The 18,884-nt window shown below is 70.8% G+C and carries 16 protein-coding genes; 7 read left to right on the top strand and 9 right to left on the bottom strand.

Annotated elements, in window-relative coordinates; genetic code table 11:
- The first annotated feature begins 11 nt into the window (after window positions 1–11).
- Window positions 12–1,544 (top strand): ArnT family glycosyltransferase, encoded by a 1,533-nt coding sequence (locus tag ACFY2A_RS12670; RefSeq protein WP_387171198.1) that lies wholly within the window; start codon window positions 12–14, stop codon window positions 1,542–1,544.
- Window positions 1,545–1,599: 55 nt separating this feature from the next.
- A complete protein-coding gene (locus tag ACFY2A_RS12665; protein WP_387171197.1) occupies window positions 1,600–2,382 on the top strand; it encodes an FkbM family methyltransferase in 783 nt (260 codons plus the stop codon).
- Window positions 2,383–2,390: 8 nt separating this feature from the next.
- Here ACFY2A_RS12665 and ACFY2A_RS12660 read toward each other — a convergent pair whose 3' ends face one another.
- Window positions 2,391–3,389, bottom strand: a complete 999-nt coding sequence (locus tag ACFY2A_RS12660; RefSeq protein WP_387171195.1) for a tyrosine-type recombinase/integrase — start codon at window positions 3,387–3,389, stop codon at window positions 2,391–2,393.
- Between the two features lie 115 nt (window positions 3,390–3,504).
- Between ACFY2A_RS12660 and ACFY2A_RS12655 the strand changes: the two genes are divergently transcribed.
- The gene (locus ACFY2A_RS12655; RefSeq protein ID WP_363920758.1) at window positions 3,505–3,972 is read left to right on the top strand and encodes an HNH endonuclease; all 468 of its coding nucleotides are present in this window, start codon (window positions 3,505–3,507) and stop codon (window positions 3,970–3,972) included.
- A gap of 92 nt (window positions 3,973–4,064) precedes the next feature.
- Here the strand turns inward: ACFY2A_RS12655 and ACFY2A_RS12650 are convergent, their stop codons facing one another.
- Entirely contained in the window at window positions 4,065–4,625 is a 561-nt protein-coding gene (locus tag ACFY2A_RS12650; RefSeq protein ID WP_387171193.1) for a DUF1062 domain-containing protein, read from the bottom strand.
- Between the two features lie 246 nt (window positions 4,626–4,871).
- A complete protein-coding gene (locus tag ACFY2A_RS12645; RefSeq protein WP_387171191.1) occupies window positions 4,872–5,609 on the bottom strand; it encodes a VOC family protein in 738 nt (245 codons plus the stop codon).
- A 1,177-nt stretch (window positions 5,610–6,786) separates the two neighbouring features.
- Here ACFY2A_RS12645 and ACFY2A_RS12640 point away from each other — a divergent pair.
- Both ACFY2A_RS12640 and ACFY2A_RS12635 read left to right on the top strand, forming a co-directional pair.
- Entirely contained in the window at window positions 6,787–7,107 is a 321-nt protein-coding gene (locus tag ACFY2A_RS12640) for a MerR family transcriptional regulator (RefSeq protein ID WP_387171189.1), read from the top strand.
- A 310-nt stretch (window positions 7,108–7,417) separates the two neighbouring features.
- Window positions 7,418–7,621, top strand: a complete 204-nt coding sequence (locus tag ACFY2A_RS12635) for a cold-shock protein (protein ID WP_099845825.1) — start codon at window positions 7,418–7,420, stop codon at window positions 7,619–7,621.
- Between the two features lie 112 nt (window positions 7,622–7,733).
- Here the strand turns inward: ACFY2A_RS12635 and ACFY2A_RS12630 are convergent, their stop codons facing one another.
- Window positions 7,734–8,276, bottom strand: a complete 543-nt coding sequence (locus tag ACFY2A_RS12630; RefSeq protein WP_387171186.1) for a DUF1992 domain-containing protein — start codon at window positions 8,274–8,276, stop codon at window positions 7,734–7,736.
- A gap of 61 nt (window positions 8,277–8,337) precedes the next feature.
- Between ACFY2A_RS12630 and ACFY2A_RS12625 the strand changes: the two genes are divergently transcribed.
- A complete protein-coding gene (locus tag ACFY2A_RS12625; protein ID WP_363920749.1) occupies window positions 8,338–8,988 on the top strand; it encodes a LysE family translocator in 651 nt (216 codons plus the stop codon).
- Between the two features lie 74 nt (window positions 8,989–9,062).
- On the opposite strand, the gene ACFY2A_RS12620 is transcribed toward ACFY2A_RS12625, so the two are convergent.
- Both ACFY2A_RS12620 and ACFY2A_RS12615 read right to left on the bottom strand, forming a co-directional pair.
- Complete coding sequence (locus ACFY2A_RS12620) at window positions 9,063–10,244, bottom strand: phosphotransferase (RefSeq protein WP_387171184.1); 1,182 nt, start codon at window positions 10,242–10,244, stop codon at window positions 9,063–9,065.
- Between the two features lie 156 nt (window positions 10,245–10,400).
- On the bottom strand, window positions 10,401–12,437 hold the full coding sequence (locus ACFY2A_RS12615) for a beta-galactosidase (RefSeq protein WP_387171318.1): 2,037 nt from the start codon (window positions 12,435–12,437) through the stop codon (window positions 10,401–10,403).
- 158 nt (window positions 12,438–12,595) lie between these two features.
- On the opposite strand from ACFY2A_RS12615, the gene ACFY2A_RS12610 reads away from it, so the two are divergent.
- The gene (locus ACFY2A_RS12610; protein WP_387171182.1) at window positions 12,596–14,944 is read left to right on the top strand and encodes a TIM-barrel domain-containing protein; all 2,349 of its coding nucleotides are present in this window, start codon (window positions 12,596–12,598) and stop codon (window positions 14,942–14,944) included.
- Between the two features lie 69 nt (window positions 14,945–15,013).
- Here ACFY2A_RS12610 and ACFY2A_RS12605 read toward each other — a convergent pair whose 3' ends face one another.
- The 3 genes from ACFY2A_RS12605 to ACFY2A_RS12595 are packed head-to-tail and all read right to left on the bottom strand — an operon-like array spanning window position 15,014 to window position 18,709.
- Window positions 15,014–15,997: a carbohydrate ABC transporter permease gene (locus tag ACFY2A_RS12605; RefSeq protein WP_387171180.1), complete on the bottom strand. Its 984-nt coding sequence runs from the start codon at window positions 15,995–15,997 to the stop codon at window positions 15,014–15,016.
- Window positions 15,994–17,001: an ABC transporter permease subunit gene (locus ACFY2A_RS12600; RefSeq protein WP_363920739.1), complete on the bottom strand. Its 1,008-nt coding sequence runs from the start codon at window positions 16,999–17,001 to the stop codon at window positions 15,994–15,996. The genes ACFY2A_RS12605 and ACFY2A_RS12600 overlap by 4 nt, the downstream gene beginning before the upstream one ends.
- Window positions 17,002–17,044: 43 nt before the next feature.
- Window positions 17,045–18,709, bottom strand: coding sequence for an extracellular solute-binding protein (locus ACFY2A_RS12595; RefSeq protein ID WP_387171178.1), 1,665 nt, complete (start codon window positions 18,707–18,709; stop codon window positions 17,045–17,047).
- Window positions 18,710–18,884: the final 175 nt, after the last annotated feature.

Raw genomic sequence — 18,884 nt, 5'->3', positions numbered from 1 at the left:
ACAATGTCACCGTGACAACGGCGACGCCGCGGGTCCGAACCGGTGCGACACAGCAGCCGCCAGCCCCCGAGCCCGGTCCCCGGACCACCGGGCCGTGGCTGGTCGCCACGACGGTCACCCTGGTCCTGTTGGCCCTGGCCCCACGCTACGGCTACCACCGTGACGAGCTGTACTTCCTCCTCGCCGGCAGGCACCTCGACTGGGGGTACGTCGACCAGGGGCCGCTGGTACCGGCGCTGGCCAGACTCGCCGACACGGTCGCCCCCGGCAGCCTGCTCGTCCTGCGGACGCCGTCGGCGCTGCTGGCTGGCGGCGCGGTGCTGCTGATCGCCGCGACCGCCCGGCAGTTCGGTGCGGACCGGCGCACCCAGACGTTCGCCGCCGTGCTCGGTGCCACGTCGGGGATCGTGCTGGCCACCGGTCATCTGCTCAGCACCAGCACCGTCGACCTGGTGGTCTGGTTGGCCGCCGCGCTGTGCACGGTGCGACTGCTAGGCACCGGGGACGGCCGCTGGGCCCTCGCCGTCGCGCTGCTGCTCGGCGTCGGCATGTTCAACAAGCTGCTGCCCGCGCTGCTCGCCGTGGGGTTGGTGGCCGGGCTGGCGCTAGGCGGGCCGCGCCGGCTGCTGCGTGACCGCTGGGTGCTGGCCGCCACCGCGTTGTTCGGGCTGCTCGCCGCCGCGAGCCTGACCTGGCAGGCGGTCAACGGGTTTCCGCAGCTGGGGGTCGCCGCGACGATCTCCGGGGGAGAGAGTTCCTACAGTGGCCGGCTCGACGCCCTGCTGCTGCACTTCGTGATCATCAGCCCGTTCGTGGTGCCGATCTGGGTGACCGGGCTGGAGGTGCTGCTACGCCGGTCCGGCTGGCGCAGCTACCGAGCGCTCGGCTGGGCCTGGCTGGTGGTAGCCGGCATCGTGCTGTTCGTCGGCGGCAAGGGCTACTACGACGCCCCGCTGCTGCTGGTACTCACCGCCGCCGGAGCGGTCGTCGCCGCCGGCTGGGCAGCGCGCAGTCGGGTACGCCGCGCCCTGCTGGCGGCGGTTGTTGTCCTCACCGCCGCCAGTAACGCGGTGCTGTTGCTGCCGGTTCTGCCGGCCGACCGGCTGCCCGGCTTCGTCGTGGCGGTCAACTACGACGCCGGGGAGACCATCGGCTGGCCGGCGTTCACCGACTCGCTGGCCGCCGTGTACCGCACCCTGCCGGCGCAGGAGCAGGCCCGGGCGGTCATCCTCACGGGCAACTACGGCGAGGCGGGTGCGGTGGCCCGCTTCGGTGCGCAGCGCGGGTTGCCCGCCGCGTACTCCGGGCACAACAGCATGGTCGACTTCGGTCGGCCGCCGGACGGCGCCGACGTGGTGATCGCCGTCGGGTGGTCGCGGCCGGACCGGTTGCGGTCCTGGTTCACCGACGTCACCCTCGCCGGGCGGGTGGACCTGGGGGTGGCGGTGGACAACGACGAGAACGGCGGACCGATCTGGTTGTGCCGTGGGCTACGGCGTCCATGGGCCGACATCTGGGACACCGAGGTACGTCACCGGGGGTGACCGGCCGCGGCGCGGACCGCCACGGCGAGCAGATCGGGCGGGTTAAGGTGCTGCGATGGGTACCCACTCCGCCGCGGTCGAGGCGCTCAAGACCGACCCGCGCACCGCCGCACTGCGCCGGTCGTTGGAGGTCTACTACGGCAACCCCGACCGGGACGCGGCGATGGACGCGTTCTACGCCCGCTTCGTCCGCCCCGGTGACCTGGTCTTCGACATCGGTTCGCACGTGGGAGACCACATCGGCAGCTTCCGCCGGCTGGGTGCCCGGGTCATCGCCGTCGAACCGCAACCCCTGTGCCTGCGGGCGTTGCGTGCCATCTACGCCGACGACGACCAGGTCACGCTGATCGAGGCGGCCTGCGGGGCCCAACCCGGTCGGATCGGCTTCCTGGTCAACTCGGCCAACCCCACCGTCTCCACCGCCTCCACCGACTTCGTCACGGCCGCCGCGGGCGCGGGCGGCTGGGAGGACCAGGTCTGGGACGGTCAGATCGAGGTACCGGTGACCACCGTCGACACGCTGATCGCCGAGCACGGCCCGCCGACCTTCGTCAAGATCGATGTGGAGGGCTTCGAGGACGCCGTGCTCGCCGGGCTGAGCCGTCCCCTGCCGGCCCTGTCGTTCGAGTTCACCACGATCGGACGGGCCGTCGCGCTGCGGTGCCTGGACCGGCTCGCCGTGCTCGGTTTCGACGGATTCGACGTGGCGCTCGGCGACGACAAGTCGCTGACCCTCGGGCGCTGGGTCGATGCCAAGGAGATGGCCGCGCACCTGCTCGCGCTGCCACACGAGGCCAACTCCGGCGACGTGTACTGCGTCCGCACGACGCGCGGTTGATCCGCCGGTCAGCCGCGGCGGCGGGCTCGGGCCGCCCAGATGGCGTACGCGGGATCCCGGTCCAGGTTGTGCCGGTCCCGGTCGTAACGGCGGGTGGTACGCGGATCGGCATGGCCCATCGCGTCCTGCACGTCCTCCAGCGGCACCCCCTCGGACCGTGCGGTGGTGGCGAAGGCATGTCGCAGCGAGTGCGGTGACAGCCGGGCCCACGCGGCGATCCCGGCGCTGCGGGCGAGCCGCCGGACCAACCGGAACACCGAGTGCCGGTCGAGGCGGGCGCCGCTGGCGGTGACCAGCAACGGGCCGGTCAACTCCGCCACCTCCACCCGCCGCGCGGCGGCCCGCTCGGCCAGGTACGCGTCGACGGCGTACGCCGTGCCCGGAGTCAACGCCCGGCGGCGCGACCGGCCGCCCTTGCCGACGAAGCGCACGCTGCGGTGTCCCCGCTCGGCGCCCAGGTCATCCAGGTTGAGCGAGACCAACTCCCCCACCCGCAGTCCCAGATCGGCGAGCAGCGCGACGGCGGCCCGGTTGCGGGCAGCGGTCGGCCCGGTCTCGGCCTCGGCCGCCGCGAGCAGCGCGTCCACCTCGTCGGGGGCCAGTCCGACAGTGGCCGAATGGTCCCGGTCGACCCGTGGTCGGTCGGCTCCGGCCACCGGGTTGAGTTCCACCGCCCGCAGTTTGATCAGGAAGTCGTACCAGCTCGACAGCGCGGATAGCTTCCGGGCCACCGTCGCCGGGGTCAGCGGGCGGCCGGTCCGGGCCGAGACGCTGTTCTCCAACGCCCGCCCGTACTCGTTGACATGCAGGAAGTTCGCGCGCAGCGGGTCCAGTTCCCGGGCGGCGCACCAGGCCAGCCAACCGGCGACGTCCCGGCGGTACGCATCGCGGGTGTGCTCGCTCAACCGTCGGTTACGCAACCATGCGTCGGTGACGGCCATCGGCCCGTCGGGCAGGGCCGGGTAGGCCGACGGGCGGTACTGCACCGAAGTGTCGTGCGGACGCATGTGAAAAATGCTCTCAGCCCTGCTGTGGGTTGACGATCAGGCGCGCCGAAACATCATGATCGGCTGCCGGGGTACGCGGGGACACCGCGTCGCACCCAGCCCCTACGCTGACCCGGTGCTGTCTCAGGTCAACGGTCTGTCCCGACACTTCACCGAGGACACCCTCCGGGCGTACCTGATGGGTCGGTCGGTGCGGTCCGACACCGGATGCCTCATCGTGCGCGGCTACGGCAGCCGGCGCGGCGTGCACCAGAAGCTCGCGGGCCGGGCGTGGGCACACATCGCCGCGTACGTGGTCTTCGTCGGCGGCTACGACCCCACCCTCGAAGTCCACCACGACTGCGGAGTGCCGGACTGCATCGAGCCGACCCACCTGCGCCAGCTCAGCCACGCGGACAACTGCCGGGCACGGACCCAGCGTCCACGCTGCCGCAACGGGCACGAGCGGGAGACCGAGCCGGCGACGGGTCGCCTGCGCCGGGTCTGCCGGACGTGCAACCGGCTGGCGCAGCAGCGTTGGCGTGAGCGCCAGGCGGCAGAGGTGGCGCAGGCCCGTGCGGCGTACGGTCGGACGTCCTCCTGACCGCCCCCGCCCCCGCCGCTTGCGGTGGCGGGGGCGGCTGCGCGTGGTTCCGTGGCCGGGCGGGCCGCAGGGAACCCGCCCGGCCGCCCCGATCAGTCCCCGGCCATCACGGTGAAGGTGAACCCGGTACTCCTCGGACGGCGCAACGGAATGTCGCACTTGATCCGGCGCAGTACCTCGCCCCGGCTGAGGCCGAGCCCGTGCGCGATGAGTCGTTCCGGACGCACCGGTACCGGATCGGCGAAGACGACCGCCACCTGGACCGGCCACGTCCCGTCGAGCCACTCCGACGGGGTGTCCAACCGCCACGCCCCCGTCCAGTCGAGGGCGAAGCGGTTGCGGTGGGCCAGCAGCGGATCCAACAGTCGGGACGCCACCAGCGACGGATCGTTGAGACGGTAACCGCGTAACTCGGCCGGATCGAAGGATCTGACCGGGGTGCGCTCGTGCACGGTGAGCTTGCTCGTCCGGTCACAGGACACGCAGCGGACCAGCAGCCACACGTCCAGCAGCTTGCCGTTGGCGTTGACGCGGAACCTGCCCTCGCCGGTGGTCGCCGACTCCGACCCGCAGTCCACGCACCGCCGCGACAGCAGCGGCAGCCTGGTCCGACGGACGACCCAGGGCAGCACGATATGAGGTTGTGCAGACACGATTGCTCCAGAGACCTGACACGAGGCCGATTGAGCGCGGCCTCAAGCGCGGTACGACCGGGCGCACAAGGGCAGCCCGGCAGAGCCGACGGGAGCGTCGGCTACCGGTGAGCGGAAGATGTCAGGTCTACAGAGCAGGCGGGGTCACGCGGTTTTGTCCTCTGCCTCACGGCCACGGGTCGCAGGCAACCTACGGGAACCACAAAACGGGACTCAACCGGTTTCGCCGGTCGGTGCGAGCCGGCGTCAGCCCGGGGCGAGGACGCAGAACTCGTTCCCCTCGGGGTCGGCGAGGCACCTCCACGACACGTCGCCCTGGCCGACGTCGACGACGGCCGCACCGAGCGACTCCAGCCGGGCCACCTCCGCCGCCTGATCATCACCGGCATACGGCTTGAGGTCGAGGTGGGCCCGGCTCCACCAGGTCCTCGCCCCGGGTGTGCGACGGAACAGCAGGTACGGCCCGACCCCCTTGGCCGAACGCAGCCGTGCATGGTCATCGCTCACCTCGTGCAGGGCCCAGTCCGTCGCCTCACTCCAGAAGCGGGCCATGGCACGCGGATCCGCACAGTCGACCACCACCGCGGCTATCGGCCCGGTGTCCCGGTAGATCTCCCGAGGCTCCAACACACAGAACACGTTGCCCTCCGGGTCGGCCAGCACCGTCCACCGGACATCGCCCTGACCCACGTCCACGCGCGTCGCACCGAGATCCATCAGGCGGCCGACCAACTCCGCCTGATGGGCTGCGGAGGTGGTGGCGAGGTCGAGGTGCACGCGGTACCGCACCGTCTCCGGATCCGGGACGACGACGACGTCGACGCAGACGGCGGTCGGATCCGGCCAGGTGAATCCCAGAGGCTCGACGTTTGTGACCCCGGGCTCCTCGCTGGCGACACCCCAGCCGAGGGCGTCCGCCCAGAATCGGCCGAGGGCCACCTCGTCCCGAGCCTTGAAGTTCACCTGAACAAGCCGCAGCGCCATGCCGCCACCCTATGCCCGGCCGGATCGGCTGGTGAACGACCCGCGTACACCAGGGCAACCGCTTACGCACATTAACAGTCATTATGATGTGCGTACGTTATGTCCGGTTGTAGAGGTCTAGTTATTGGATTGCCGTAACCGATAATCCGATAATGCGCGAGACGGTGGGTGTCTGTCGTCGGCGGCCAGCCGCTCGGCCAACCCAACCGGGTGCCCCGGCGCAGCGCTTTCGGACTTCGTCGCGGCCGTCCACGAGATGGTCACCAGCGCGGTACGCCACGGCGGTGCCACGGTCGGCTCGACCCGAGCCTGTCGGAGCGCACCCTGATCTGCCCGATCGGCGACCACGGCCGCGGCGCGAGCGGGTACCCGCCGGGCCCGCCGCCGAATGACCGGCTCGGCGCTACTGCCCTACCTGGCCCGTTGGTTGACCGGAGCCCTACTGATCGACAAGTGCGGCCACGGTGTCACCGCCACGGTTACCGGTGAACTCCCGGCCGCCGCCGCCGACCTCTCCCCCGCCGGACGCACACCGCTGCCGGCCGTCGGCACGTCCGGAAAGCCTTGGGCAGCCACCGAGAAAATCTGGTCTCCCGAGACTAGACATTCTCGGTGGGGCTGGGTAACGTTGCCCCCGTTGACGAGAGAGATCGGTTAAAGACGCTGACGAAACAGGCCGAGCGTCAAAGCAGGGCCCGGAACTTCTCGCGGCTCGCTCGGCAACCGCGGTGCACCACAGCACCGCACGCAACACGGCAAGTGCACGACAAGACCTTGACGTAACTCCAGGTCAGGGCAACAGGGGGAGCCGACGCAGGTTCCGGGCTCCGCCTGACGCAGCAAGGATCCGTCGCACGTGTGCGGGGCCATGAAGTCGCGTGAGGCTCCGACATCGGCGGACAGCACCGCAGGCAGTGGAAGAAGAGGAAAGGGAGGGCTGGACGCCGTTGGATCGCCCGCCGTCGGGACATAGTGCCAGTTCTGCGGTGGACGCCGTTGCCCCATCGAACGTGAGGTGGTCTCCGGTCACGCTTATGCGATCCTCGCACCGCATGCCTACAACGGCACGGTGCGGACACGAGAACCCGACGAACCTGTCGGTAGATGGTGTATTCAACCCGTAACCCTGGGCCCCGGCGCGTTCTATGCCGGGGCCCTCGTTCATGACGAGGAATGTATGGCCCAACCGGACGACATGCTCAACGACGACGACTACCCCGCCTACACCATGGGCCGTGCCGCCGAGATCGTGGGCGCCTCGCAGGACTTCCTGCGCCGCCTCGACGAGGCCAAGCTGATCATCCCGTTCCGTTCCGCCGGCGGACACCGCCGCTACTCCCGCTACCAGCTGCGCCTGGCCGCGCGAGCCCGGGAGATGGTCGACCACGGCACCGCTCTCGAAGCCGCCTGCCGGATCATCATTCTCGAAGACCAGCTCGAAGAAGCCCTCCAGCACAACCGGGACCACAAGTGCCGCCCGCAGCCCGGCGCTGCCTGACTCCACGCCGCACGGTCCTTCCCCACTACGGGAGGGACCGTCTGTCGTGTCCCGAAGAACCTGCGGACGCCGGGGTACCGCGCCGCTGAGACCAGGGATACAGCCAGGACATCGGGGCTGCTACGGGTCGCCTGTGCTAGAGTCTTTTCTGTTGCAGTTTTGATTTCCGTAGACGTTTCCGGCGCCTGATGGGTTATCTGAAACCTGTCCGGCGCTTTTTCGTTTGTCGTGTCGGTTCGGCGCGGGCGATCAACGCGGCGGCGTACGAGTCCGCACACCGCGGTCTCCACCAGCCTGCGAAGGAGCAGACATGGCTACAGGTACCGTGAAGTGGTTCAACGCCGACAAGGGCTTCGGCTTCATCGCCCAGGACGGCGGCGGCGCCGATGTCTTCGCCCACTTCTCCGCGATCTCGTCGAGCGGATTCCGCAGCCTCGACGAGAACCAGCGGGTGGAGTTCGACATCACCCAGGGCCAGAAGGGCCCGCAGGCGGAGAACATCCGCCCGCTCTGATCCCATTCTGCGAACGGCGGCCCGACTGGTTCAGCGGGCCGCCGTTCGGCATTTCCGTGCCACGTCACCGACAGGCCGGTCACCCCGTCCGCTCATGGCTCACGCCGGCCCGTCACGCGGTGCCGCGGCGGCGGAACCAGGAGTGGCGGCGGAACCAGGAGCGCCGTCGCGGCACCGACGGTGCCGCGGCGGGTGCGGGCGGGACCGCGTTCCGCCGCTCGTCCTGCCACCGCCGTACCACCGCGTCGGCGTCGGCCGGACGTACCGCGATCCGGGGGCCGGACGGGTTACGCAGCCAGGCCAGCACCTCCGCGTTCAGCTCGGCCACGACCGCCCGCACGGCCTGCTCGGTGGGCAGATCCCGGACCTCGTCGGGCAGTTGCTCGATGCGGCGACGCAGCAGCAGCGGAGCGGGCAGCAACAGGTTCGTCGGCAGCTGTTCGCGCTCCAGGAAACTCTTGATCCACCAGGACTCGTCGTAGGGCAGGCCCCGGCCGGCGATCGGCTTGCCCGCACCGGGCAGATTGTCGAACTCGCCGCGCTCCTGCGCCGCCCGGATCTGCGCCTCCACCGACGCTTCCCAACGCATCTCCACCCTCGCCACCTCCCCGGACAACCGTAACGTGACCACCGTCTCGCGATGGCGCAGCGTCACGGGCCCAGCCGGCATTCCCCGTGCCCTAGGCTCAGGCACAACGTGGGACGGGGGTCACAGGATGGTCGGTACGGCGGGAATTGTCGGCATCGCACTGGTCGCCTTGGGGATGGTGCTGACCCCGGGGCCGAACATGGTCTACCTGGTGTCGCGGTCGGTGACCCAGGGCCGACGGGCCGGGTTGATCTCGCTGCTCGGGGTCGCCGCCGGGTTCGCGGTCTACCTGGGTGCGGCGGTCGCCGGCATCGCCACCGTGTTCGTGCTGGTGCCGGCGCTGTACACGGCGGTCAAGCTGGCCGGCGCGGCGTACCTGCTCTGGTTGGCGTGGCAGGCGTTGCGCCCCGGCGGGCAGTCGCCGTTCAACCCGGCGCCGCTGCCACCGGATCCGGCCCGCCGGCTGTTCACCATGGGGCTGGTCACGAACCTGCTCAACCCGAAGATCGCCATCCTGTACGTGTCGCTGTTGCCGCAGTTCATCGACCCGGCGCGGGGCAACGTCGCCGGGCAGAGCCTGCTGCTGGGGCTGACCCAGATCGCCGTGGCGCTGACCGTGAACACGCTGATCGTGCTCACCGCCGGTGGCATCGCTGGTTTCCTCAGCCGGCGACCGCTGTGGCTGCGCGTACAGCGGATGCTGATGGGCACGGTGCTGGCGGCGATGGCGGTGCGGATCGCCGCCGACCGTTCCCGCGCCGCCGTCGCCACCGGCTGACCCCGACCGTTCCGCACCGCCACGGGCCGAGCCGATCGTTCCGCACCGCCACCGGCCGAGCAGAGCGGTCACGGTCAGCGGCGTGCCGCCCCGGTGGCCACGTCCAGCAGTTGTTCCAGGACCGCGCGGGTGGGCAGGTGCGACAGCAGGTGCGCAACGCTGCGGTCGGCGTACCGCCGCTCCTCGTCGTCGCGTGCCTCCAGGGCAGCGCCCACCTGTCCGGAGACGTAGTTGGCGAGGCTGGTGACCGCGCCACGGAACGCGGCCAGGTCCAGCGACGGCAGGGTGCCCGCCGTCGCGCGGTACCCGTCGAGCAACGCGCGTGCACCGGCCACGTTGACCGCCCCACCGGGGACCACGGCCCAGTCCAGCAGTGCGTTGGCCAGCTCCCAGCTCGGCGGTTGACCGCCGGCATGTTCCCAGCCGACGACGACGAGGCGACCGTTCGTGGCCAGCCGGGTGCTCGCCGGCCCCAGGGTGTTGTGGCAGAGCACAGGTTGCGGCGTCTCGGTGTCGCCGCCGATGCCGTCGAGCTCCGTCAGGGTGGCCACCGCGGCACCGAGCGCCCCAGCCCAGCTGGTCTGGCGGGCCGCAGCGCCGGCGGCGAGTTCGGACCAGCTCGCGGTGACCAGCCGGGTGCCGTGCCACGGGCTGACCCGGTCCACCGGCAGGCCGAGCCCGTGGATCGTGGCGAGTACCCCGCCGACCGCACCGGTGACCGACGAACGGGCCGGGGCCAGCAGTGGCGGTCCGGAGTGCAGCCCTTCGTAGACCCGCCAGCGGTGCCCACCGATGGTCTCCACGATCCGACCCGCGCGGCTGCGCACCGGCGCGGGCAGCAGGATGCCGGCGGCCGCGGCGGCCTGCTGCAACGCCACGTCGGTCTCGGCGTCGACGATGGGCCACCAGGTGTCCATCGTCCGCACCGCCCAGCGGCCCCGGTCCGTCACCAGCGACCAGCGACGCCCCATGTCGTCGGCGCGGGCGAGGGTGCGCATCTCGCCGACGACGTCACCGAGGCCGTAGCAGGCGGCGATCTCGCGCGCCAGGGACACCTGCGCGGTCTCGGCCCGGCCCCGCATCCGGGCGACCTCGGTCTTCAGGGCTGTCCAGGTGGGAAAGCCGTACTGCTCGGCCAGCCGCGCCTGAGCGGTGGTCAGCGTCGCTGCCGGGTCGATGTCGCGTAGGCCGGCGAGCAGGTTCTTGGCCTGCTGACGCAGGTGGTCGAGGCTGGGGTTGTCGGGCAGGTTCTTCACATGGCACCTCACTCCTCGCCCGGACTCGCACGGGCGGAAATGAGCTTCGGTGTCCGTCGCTCGACGGGTGGTGTGAGGGGTGGCTTCAAGCCTACCGGCGAGTCTCGGCGCGTTCCCGACGCGCTGGTGCGAGATTAGCCAGCTCCGGCCGACGGATCAACCCTTGTGTTCGCGGAGCACCGCGACACCGCCGGGTGCCAGGGTGATCGCCTGTTCGATCGGCGTCGCGGTGAGCAACTCCACCCCGCGTGCGGGTACGCGTTGCTCGTGGTCGGTGTGGTTGAGCAGGAAAAGCCAGCTCGCCTCGCCGTCGCGGCGGCGTACCGCCTCGACGCCCTCGGGTGCGTCGGGGCAGACGGTGGTGACGCCGGCCGCCCGGGCGGCGGTGTCGAGCAGCCGCCGGTAGGTGGTGTCGTCGGGGCGGGTGGACAGGTACCAGGCGGTGCCGGCGCCGACCCGGTGCCGGGTGACGGCGGGCATCGCGTCGAGTACGCCCCCGACGTAGGAGACGACGGTGTCGGCGCCGGTCAGGCGCAGCGTCTCGGCCCAGATCCGCCCGGTGCCGCCGCTGTCAAGAAGGACCTGGTCGTCCGCGGCCAGGGGGTGGAACTCCTCGGCGTACGCGCCCAGCAGCTCCCGGAGCGCGCCGGGGTAGCCGCCGAGGCGTACCCGGGCGTGTTCGTCGGCGACACCGCTGAGGTAGGTGACCAGCAGGTGGCCGCCGGTGTGCAGGTAGCCGCGCAGCCAGTCGGCGGTGGCCTCGTCGATCAGGTAGACGGCGGGCAGGACGAGCATCCGGTAGCCGTCGAGCGGGTCGCCCGGGGTGACGGTGTCGCAGGCGTACCCGCTGCGCCACAGGGCCCGGTGCACGGCGGCGAGTTCGTCGTGGTGGTCCGGCAGGGCCGACGGCAGGCCCGGGTGGCGCAGCGCCCAGCCGCTGGCCGCGTCGACGACGAGCGCCACCGATGCCTCGACGCTGCCCCGGACCTCGCTGAGCTGCCGCAGCGCGGCACCGAGTGCGACGGTTTCCCGGAACACCCGGCTGTCCGGGCCGACGTGCGGCACCAGGGCGGAGTGGAAACGTTCAGCGCCACCGACCGGTGCCCGCCACTGGAAGAACATCGCGCCGTGTGAGCCGCGGGCCACATGGGCGAGGCTGTGCCGCAGCATCCGCCCCGGTTCCTTGGTGTGCATCCGTCCGGCGGTGTGGATCTGGTTGGGTGCGCTCTCCATCAGCAGCCAGGTGGCGGCGGGCACGGTGGTGCCGGCCGACGGTGGGGTGGGGTGCCGGCGGGCGGCGGCGTGCCGGGCCCAGCCACGGGCCAGGTCGGCGGCGAGCGCGGTCTGTTCCTCGGCGCCGCCGTCGACGGCGGACGGGTAGTGGTCGACGGCGACCAGGTCGACCTCGGTGGCCCAGCGGGCGTGGTCGACCGGCACCCAGTCACCGAGCACGTAGTTGGTGGTGATGGTGAGCGCCGGGTTCGCGGCCCGCAGCAGGTCGCGTTGCTCGGTGTACGCGGCGAGCAGGGTGTCCGACCAGAAGCGACGGAAGTCGAGCAGTTGTCCGGGGTTGGGCAGGTACTGGGTGGCCCGGGGGGAGCTGATCTGCGCCCAGTCGGAGTAGTGCTGGCTCCAGAAGCTGGTGACCCAGGCGTCGTTGAGGGCGGCCAGGTCACCGTGGCGGGCGGCCAGCCAGCACCGGAAGGCGCGGGCGACATGCTCGCAGTGGCAGGTGGTGCCGTACTCGTTGTGCACGTGCCAGCCGGCCAGCGCCGGGTGGTCGGCGTACCGGTCGGCCAGGGCGGCGGTGATGCGCAGCGCGGCCTCGCGGTAGGCGGGGGTGGCGGCGCAGTAGGTGTCCCGGCTGCCGTGGTGCAGCCGGATCCCGTCGGCGGTGACGGGCAGCGCGCCGGGGTGGGCCAGGGAGAACCAGGGTGGTGGCGAGGCGGTGGGGGTGGCCAGGGCGACCCGTACGCCACCGGCGTGCAGCAGGTCGAGCACCTGATCGAGCCAGTCGAAGGTGTACCGGCCGGGTGCCGGTTCGAGCCGGGACCAGGCGAACACCCCCACGGTGACGAGGTTGACCCCGGCCTGGCGCATCAGCGCGACGTCCTCGGACCAGACCTGCGCCGGCCACTGCTCCGGGTTGTAGTCGCCGCCGTAGCAGAGCGGGCCGTCGGTCCACATCACCATCACCAGCCCGCGTTTAGTTGAGGATGCATCCAAACTATGGATCATCACTGCCCATGTCAACAGGTAGACGCCGGATCATATTTACCATCGTCGTTGACAGTTCGTTGGATAGTTAAAGAAACTGTCGGCACCGCCCCGAACGCCGCTGAGGAGAGCTGATGCCGTACCGACCGCCGTTGGTGCCCTACGAGACCTTCGTCGCCGACCCGCCCGACCTACCGGTGCGCACCCCCGGTGAGGGCGGCCCGGCCATGGTGAGCCGGGCCGAGCTCGCCGGCACCGACGCACACGGAGCCACCGTCAAGGCGGTGCTGGCCGACGGGGTGACGGCGGTGGTACGCGTCGACGCGGCCGGCGACGGAATGATCCGGGTACGGCTCGCCGAGGATCCCCAGGCGCGCAGCCGGTCGGCCCGGCTGATGCCGCTTGTGCACCCCCGTGTACACCCGGCCACCGTCACCGTCGACGACCGGCAGGTACGGATCGACGCCGGCGCGCTGATCGCCGAGATCCGGCTCGACCCGTGGCACATCCGGTTCCTGCGCCCCGACGGCTCGCTGCTGCTGGAGCAGGATCCGGGCACTGTCGACATCAGCGGCCGGCAACGCACCCTCCCGTTCGGATACTCCACCACCGACGGGGTCCGCGTCGCCTGGCACGAGAGCTTCGTCGCCCCCGGCGACGAGCGGTTCGTCGGCTTCGGCGAGAAGTTCACCCCACTGGACAAACGCGGCCAGCGGGCGCTGATGTGGAACTTCGACGCCTTCGGCAGCGAATCCGACCGGGCGCACAAGAACGTGCCGTTCTACCTGTCCAACCGGGGCTACGGGGTCCTGGTCGACAGCGGGCTGCCGGTGCAGTTCGACGTCTGCCAGTCCACCCACAGCGCGGTGCAGATCCTGGTCCCCGACGACCTGCTCGACTACTACGTGCTGGCCGGACCGACCCCCGCCGAGGTGCTCGACCGGTTGCGCCAGTTGACCGGGCAGCCGTACCTGCCGCCGCGCTGGGCCTTCGGCACCTGGGTCTCCTCGGGCTTCTACCCCGACAGCCAGGAACGGGTGCTGGAGCGGGCCCGCCGCCTGCGCGAGCGCGACATCCCCTGCGACGTGCTGCACCTGGACTGCTACTGGCAGGTCGCCGGCAACTGGTCGGACCTGCGGTGGGACAGCGAGGCGTTTCCCGACCCGGCCGGGATGCTGCGGACCCTGTCCGAGCAGGGCTTCCGGGTCTGCCTCTGGATGAACCCCTACCTGATGACGGCCAGCCCGCTCTACGCCGAGGCCGACGCGGCCGGATACTTCCTGCGTCGACCCGACGGCAGCACGTACGTCGCCGACGTATGGCACGGCAGCTACCCGGCCTCGGCCATCGTGGACCTGACCAACCCGGCGGCGGTCGACTGGTTCACCGGGCTGCTCCGGCCTTTGCTGCGACAGGGCGTGGCGGTGTTCAAGACCGACTTCGCCGAGGGGGTGCCCGCCGACGCGGTGGCCCACAACGGGATGAGCGGCGTCGACCTGCACAACGTGTACGCCCTGCTGTTCAACGACGTGGTCGCCGATGTCACCGAGGAGGTGGCCGGTCACCGGGCGGTGTGGGCACGCTCGTCGTACCTGGGCGGGCAGCGGCACAGCGCGCAGTGGAGCGGCGACGTCAACGCCACCTGGCCGGCACTGGCCAGCACGCTGCGCGGGGGCCTGTCGCACGGCCTGTCGGGGGTGCCGTTCTGGAGCCACGACACCGGCGGCTTCCACGGCACCCCCGAACCCGACCTGTACGTACGCTGGTCGCAGTTCGGTGCGCTGTCGCCGTTGGTGCGGCTGCACGGCACCACCAGCCGGCTGCCGTGGGAGTTCCCGGCCGAGGCGGAACGACTCGCGGTGGCCGCGTTGCGGCTACGCTACCGGTTGATGCCGTACCTCTGGTCGGCGGCCGTCCAGGCGGCCCGCACCGGCGTACCGATGATGCGGGCCCTGCTTGTCGACACCCCGCAGGATCCGACGGCCTGGACGACGGACCTGCAGTACCGCCTCGGGACGGACCTGCTGGTCGCGCCGGTCACCGACGCGGCCGGGGTACGGGACGTCTACCTGCCCGTCGGCGAGGACTGGTTCGACGCCACCACCGGCGAACTGCATCCGGGTGGCCGGCATCTGCGGGTTCGGGTGCCGCTGTCCCGGATGCCGTTGTACGTACGCCGGGGCACGCTGTTGCCGCTGGTCGCGGCGGGGGCCACGGTCGGCGACGGGCCCTTCCGGGACGTCACCCTGGTCTGCTGGGGCGCCGTGGACGGACGCACCGTCGTGCACGACGTGGACGGAGACACAATCATTGAGGCGGTCCGCGACGGCGACGAGTTGCGGATCCGGACCCGGGGGCCGCTGCTGGTGGGGCAGCTGGCGCTCGCGGGGGTCGGCGACGCCGACCGACCGGCCCGGTCACTGCTCAACGGTGCGGCGGTGACCGTCGTGCCCTTCGCGGGGCTCTTCCCCGAGGAGGGCTGACCGTTCCGCGCGGCGCCTGACTGGACGGAGTCGGGCGCCGCGCGGAACGGGGCCGCGGTGCGCGCGGGGTCAGCCCTTCACCGCGCCGGTGATCACGCCCTTGGTGAAGTGACGCTGCACGAACGGGTAGATGATCACCGCCGGGATGACCGTCACCACCACGACCGCCATCTTGACCGCGAGCGTCGGCGGGTACGCGGTCACCCCGGGCAGGCTCACCGACGCGCCCGAGACGTTCGGCGACTGCCCGGCCAGGATGTAGCTCTGCAACACCCGCTGGATCGGGAACTTGTCGTTGGAGTCGATGTAGAGCACCGCGTTGAAGTACACGTTCCAGTAGCCGACCGCGTAGAAGAGCCCGACCACGGCGATCACCGCCCTGGACAGCGGCAGCACGATCCGGGTGAGGATGCGCAACTCCCCCGCGCCGTCGATACGGGCGCTGTCGAGCAGTTCCGCCGGTACGTTCATGAAGAACGCCCGGATAACCACCAGGTTGAACACGCTTATCGCGCTGGGCAGGATCAGCGACCAGAGGCTGTCCTTGAGGCCCAGCCCGGTCACCACCAGGTAGCTCGGCACCAGCCCCGGGAAGATCAGGAACGTCAACAGGAAGTAGAACAGCAGCCCACGGTGGGCCACCGAGCCCGGCCGGGACAGCCCGTACGCGGCCAGCACGGTGAGCACCAGGCTGACCGTGGTGCCGAACACGGTGACCAGGGTGCTGACCCACACCGCCCGGGTGACGTCGCCGCCGCTGAAGATGGTGATGTACGCCGACGGGTCGAACTCCCGAGGGATCATCACCATGCCGCCGGCGTCGTCGATGGTGCCGCGTGAGGCGAGGCTGGTGACAAGCACCGCCCAGAGCGGCACCAGCACCGCCGCTACCAGCAGCGTGAGCACGACCCCCTTGCCGATGGTCAGGGACGTCGACGGGCGGCCCGCCCACACCGGACGACCGGGGTGGCGTCGCCGCGGCGGTGGCGCGGGTGGGCCCGCCGTGGTCGGTGCCGCGGGCACCGGCCCGGCACCACTGAGCTGTGCGGTCATGATTTCGCGTACACCCCCTGCTCACCGAGCCGATGCGCGATCTTGTTCGCGGTGAGGATCAGCGCCAGCCCGACCACCGCCTTGAACAGGCCCGCCGCGGCACCGAGCCCCCACTGCTGGGTACTGATCGCCTGGTAGTAGACGAACGTGTCGAGCACCTCGGCGGCCTCCCGGCCGACCGCCTCCCGTTGCAGGATGAACTGCTCGAACCCGACCGAGAGCGCGTCGCCGAGCCGCATGATGAGCAGCAGCACGATCACCGGCCGCAGGCCGGGCAGGGTGATGTGCCACAACCGCCGCCACCGGCCGGCCCCGTCGGCGGCCGCCGCCTCGTACAGGTTCTGGTCGATGGCCGACAGCGCGGCCAGGAAGACGATCGCGCCCCACCCCAGGTCCTTCCAGACCGCCTCGGCGGTGACCAGCACGATGAACGTGTCCGGGTTGGTCATGATCCCCCAGGGCTCCAGACCGGCCTGGCGCATCTCCTGGGCCAGCAGTCCGGCCCCGCCGAACATCTGCACGAAGAACGTCACCACCAGCACCCAGCTGAAGAAGTGCGGCAGGTAGACGACGCTCTGCACGAAGCCGCGCAGCCGCCCGGAGACGACGCTGTTGAGGATGAGCGCCAGCAGGATCGGCAGCGGGAAGAAGAACACCAACTGGAAGGCGGTGATGCTCAGCGTGTTGCGGACCGCGTCCCAGAACAGCGGGTCGCGGAAGAGGGCCTCGAAATTGCCGAAGCCGATCCACTCGCTGTTGAGGAACGCGTCGAGCGGGTCGTCGCCGACGAACGGGTTGTAGTCCTGGAAGGCGATGATGTTGCCCAGCGTGGGCAGATAGTGGAAGACCAGCAGCAGCACTGCCGCCGGTGCGGCCATCGCCAGCAGCGGCCAGTCGCGGCGCAGCCGGACCCGCAGGCTGCGCCGCCCACCCCGACGGGGACGCCGCGGTGACGGCGTACGCCCGGCGGGTGGTCGCGTGTCGACGGTGCCGGGGGCGCTCACGGCCGCACCCCGGCACCGGTCGGCGGCACGCTCACCTGCCCGCTCATCGGCCGTTGTCGGCGAGCGCCTTCTCGTGGAACGCGCGGCCCTCCTCGCCACCGGTGTCCAGGAACTCCTTGCGTACCTGGGCCAGGTCGCTGACCGGGCGACGGCCACGCAGGATGTCGCGGAGCTTGTCCTCGGTCGGCTGGATGATCTTCGACCAGTTCGCCGGCAGCTCCAGCTTGATCCCGGCGAACAGGTCCTGCTCCATCTGGCCGATGTGGTTGCGGTAGTACCCGATGTAGTCCTGCACGTAGTTCGGGGTGTCGCCGCTGCGCACCTTGACCGGCACCCGACCGCCGATGTGGGTGTACTGCGCGCCGAGTTCCTTACGGCCCAGCTCGGTGAGCGCCGGCGTGCCGTCGGCGCCCCGGCTGAAGTGCTGTCCCTCCACGCCGTACTCGCGCAACTCGAACTCCCGGCTGCCGAACGGGGCGGCACACCAGTTGAGCACCCGCAGCATCTCGTCGACCCGCTCGGCGGGCAGGTCCTTCTTGAGGAAGGTGTAGAAGATCGGCTTCTCGCTGCCCCAGATGACCGGCTGGGCGCCCTGTGCGCCGAAGACCGGCAGCGGCTGCATGTCGAAGGTGGGCAGCTCCTTGGCCCGTTCGCTCTGCATGCCCTGCCAGGCACCGAGGCCGTCGCGGTACATGAGAATCTTGCCGGAGTTGAACAGTTGCTTCTCGTCCTCGCCCTTGCTGGCCACCGTGTCCGGGTGCACCAGGCCCTCGGCGAACAGCCGGGCGGTGAACGCCAGCGCCGCCTCGAACGCCGGGTCCTCGAACTTGTGCTGTAGACCGCCGTCAGGCTTCTTGCGCCAGGTCTGGTTGCAGCCGAAGTACTGCTGGATCATCTCGAAGACGCTGCCGAAGGCCCACACGCCCTTGGCCGGGTCGGTGGCCTTCTTGCCGAACTCGTACAGCTCGTCGGGGCTGGTGGGGGTGGCCAGGCCGGCGGCGCCGAGCAGATCCTTACGGTAGAACATGGCCCACGCGAACGGACCGTCGGTGGGGAACGGCACGGCGTAGAGCCGCCCGGCCCAGACCGAGTACTCCCAGGCGCCGCTGGGCAGCGCCGCCAGGTACGGGTACTTCGCCGCGTTGTCGCCCTGGAGGTGGTCGGTCAGGTCGGTGAACAACGCCTTGACCGCGTCGGAGAACCGGGCGACCTTGTCCACCTCCCAGTTCGGCGCGGACAGCAGCTCCGGCACGTCGCGGGCGCCGAGCATGGCGTTGAGTTTGTCGGCGTAGGTCAGGCCGTCCTGCAGGCTCGGATTGACCTCCACGCCGAGCTTGCCGTTCACCGCGCTCAGGTAGGAGTTGCGGCCCAGCGGCGGCGGCGTCGGGCCCCACCAGGGGCTCATCGTCTGGATCGGCGGGCCACCCCGGCCGGGCGGCTCGGTGACCGCGTCGACGAGTTCGCGAGGGTAGCTGAGGTAACCGTCCGGGATCGGGCCCTCGCCGGGGATGTCCGGCTTGAGCAGCTCGACCCGCTTGTAGGTGGGCAGCACCGCCTTGATGGCGTCGGCGTTCGTGGCGCTGCCCTGGCTGCCGGCTTCCTTGCTGCAACCGGCCAGGGCACCACCGCCCACGGTCGCGGCGGCGCCGAGGCCGATCAGCCGCAGCATGGTCCGGCGGTCGGTGGATGTGCGCGCAGAAGGCGTCACGGCGCACTCCCTTCGTCGTCGATAACGGTTTGCGGAGCGGAAGACTCCGGCTAGGATTAGTTGGGGTTCTAGCCGAACAAACTAATCGACGGCAATCCGTCCCACAAGACAAGCGCGGGCGGCCTGGTCGGTCCCGCCAACGCGGTACGCGATGATGGACGCGCGCCGCGACACC

Origin of the sequence: Micromonospora sp. NPDC000442 (assembly GCF_042898635.1) — a bacterium.
In the GTDB taxonomy this organism is placed as follows: domain Bacteria; phylum Actinomycetota; class Actinomycetes; order Mycobacteriales; family Micromonosporaceae; genus Micromonospora.
This window is presented reverse-complemented; position numbering and strand designations above follow the sequence as displayed.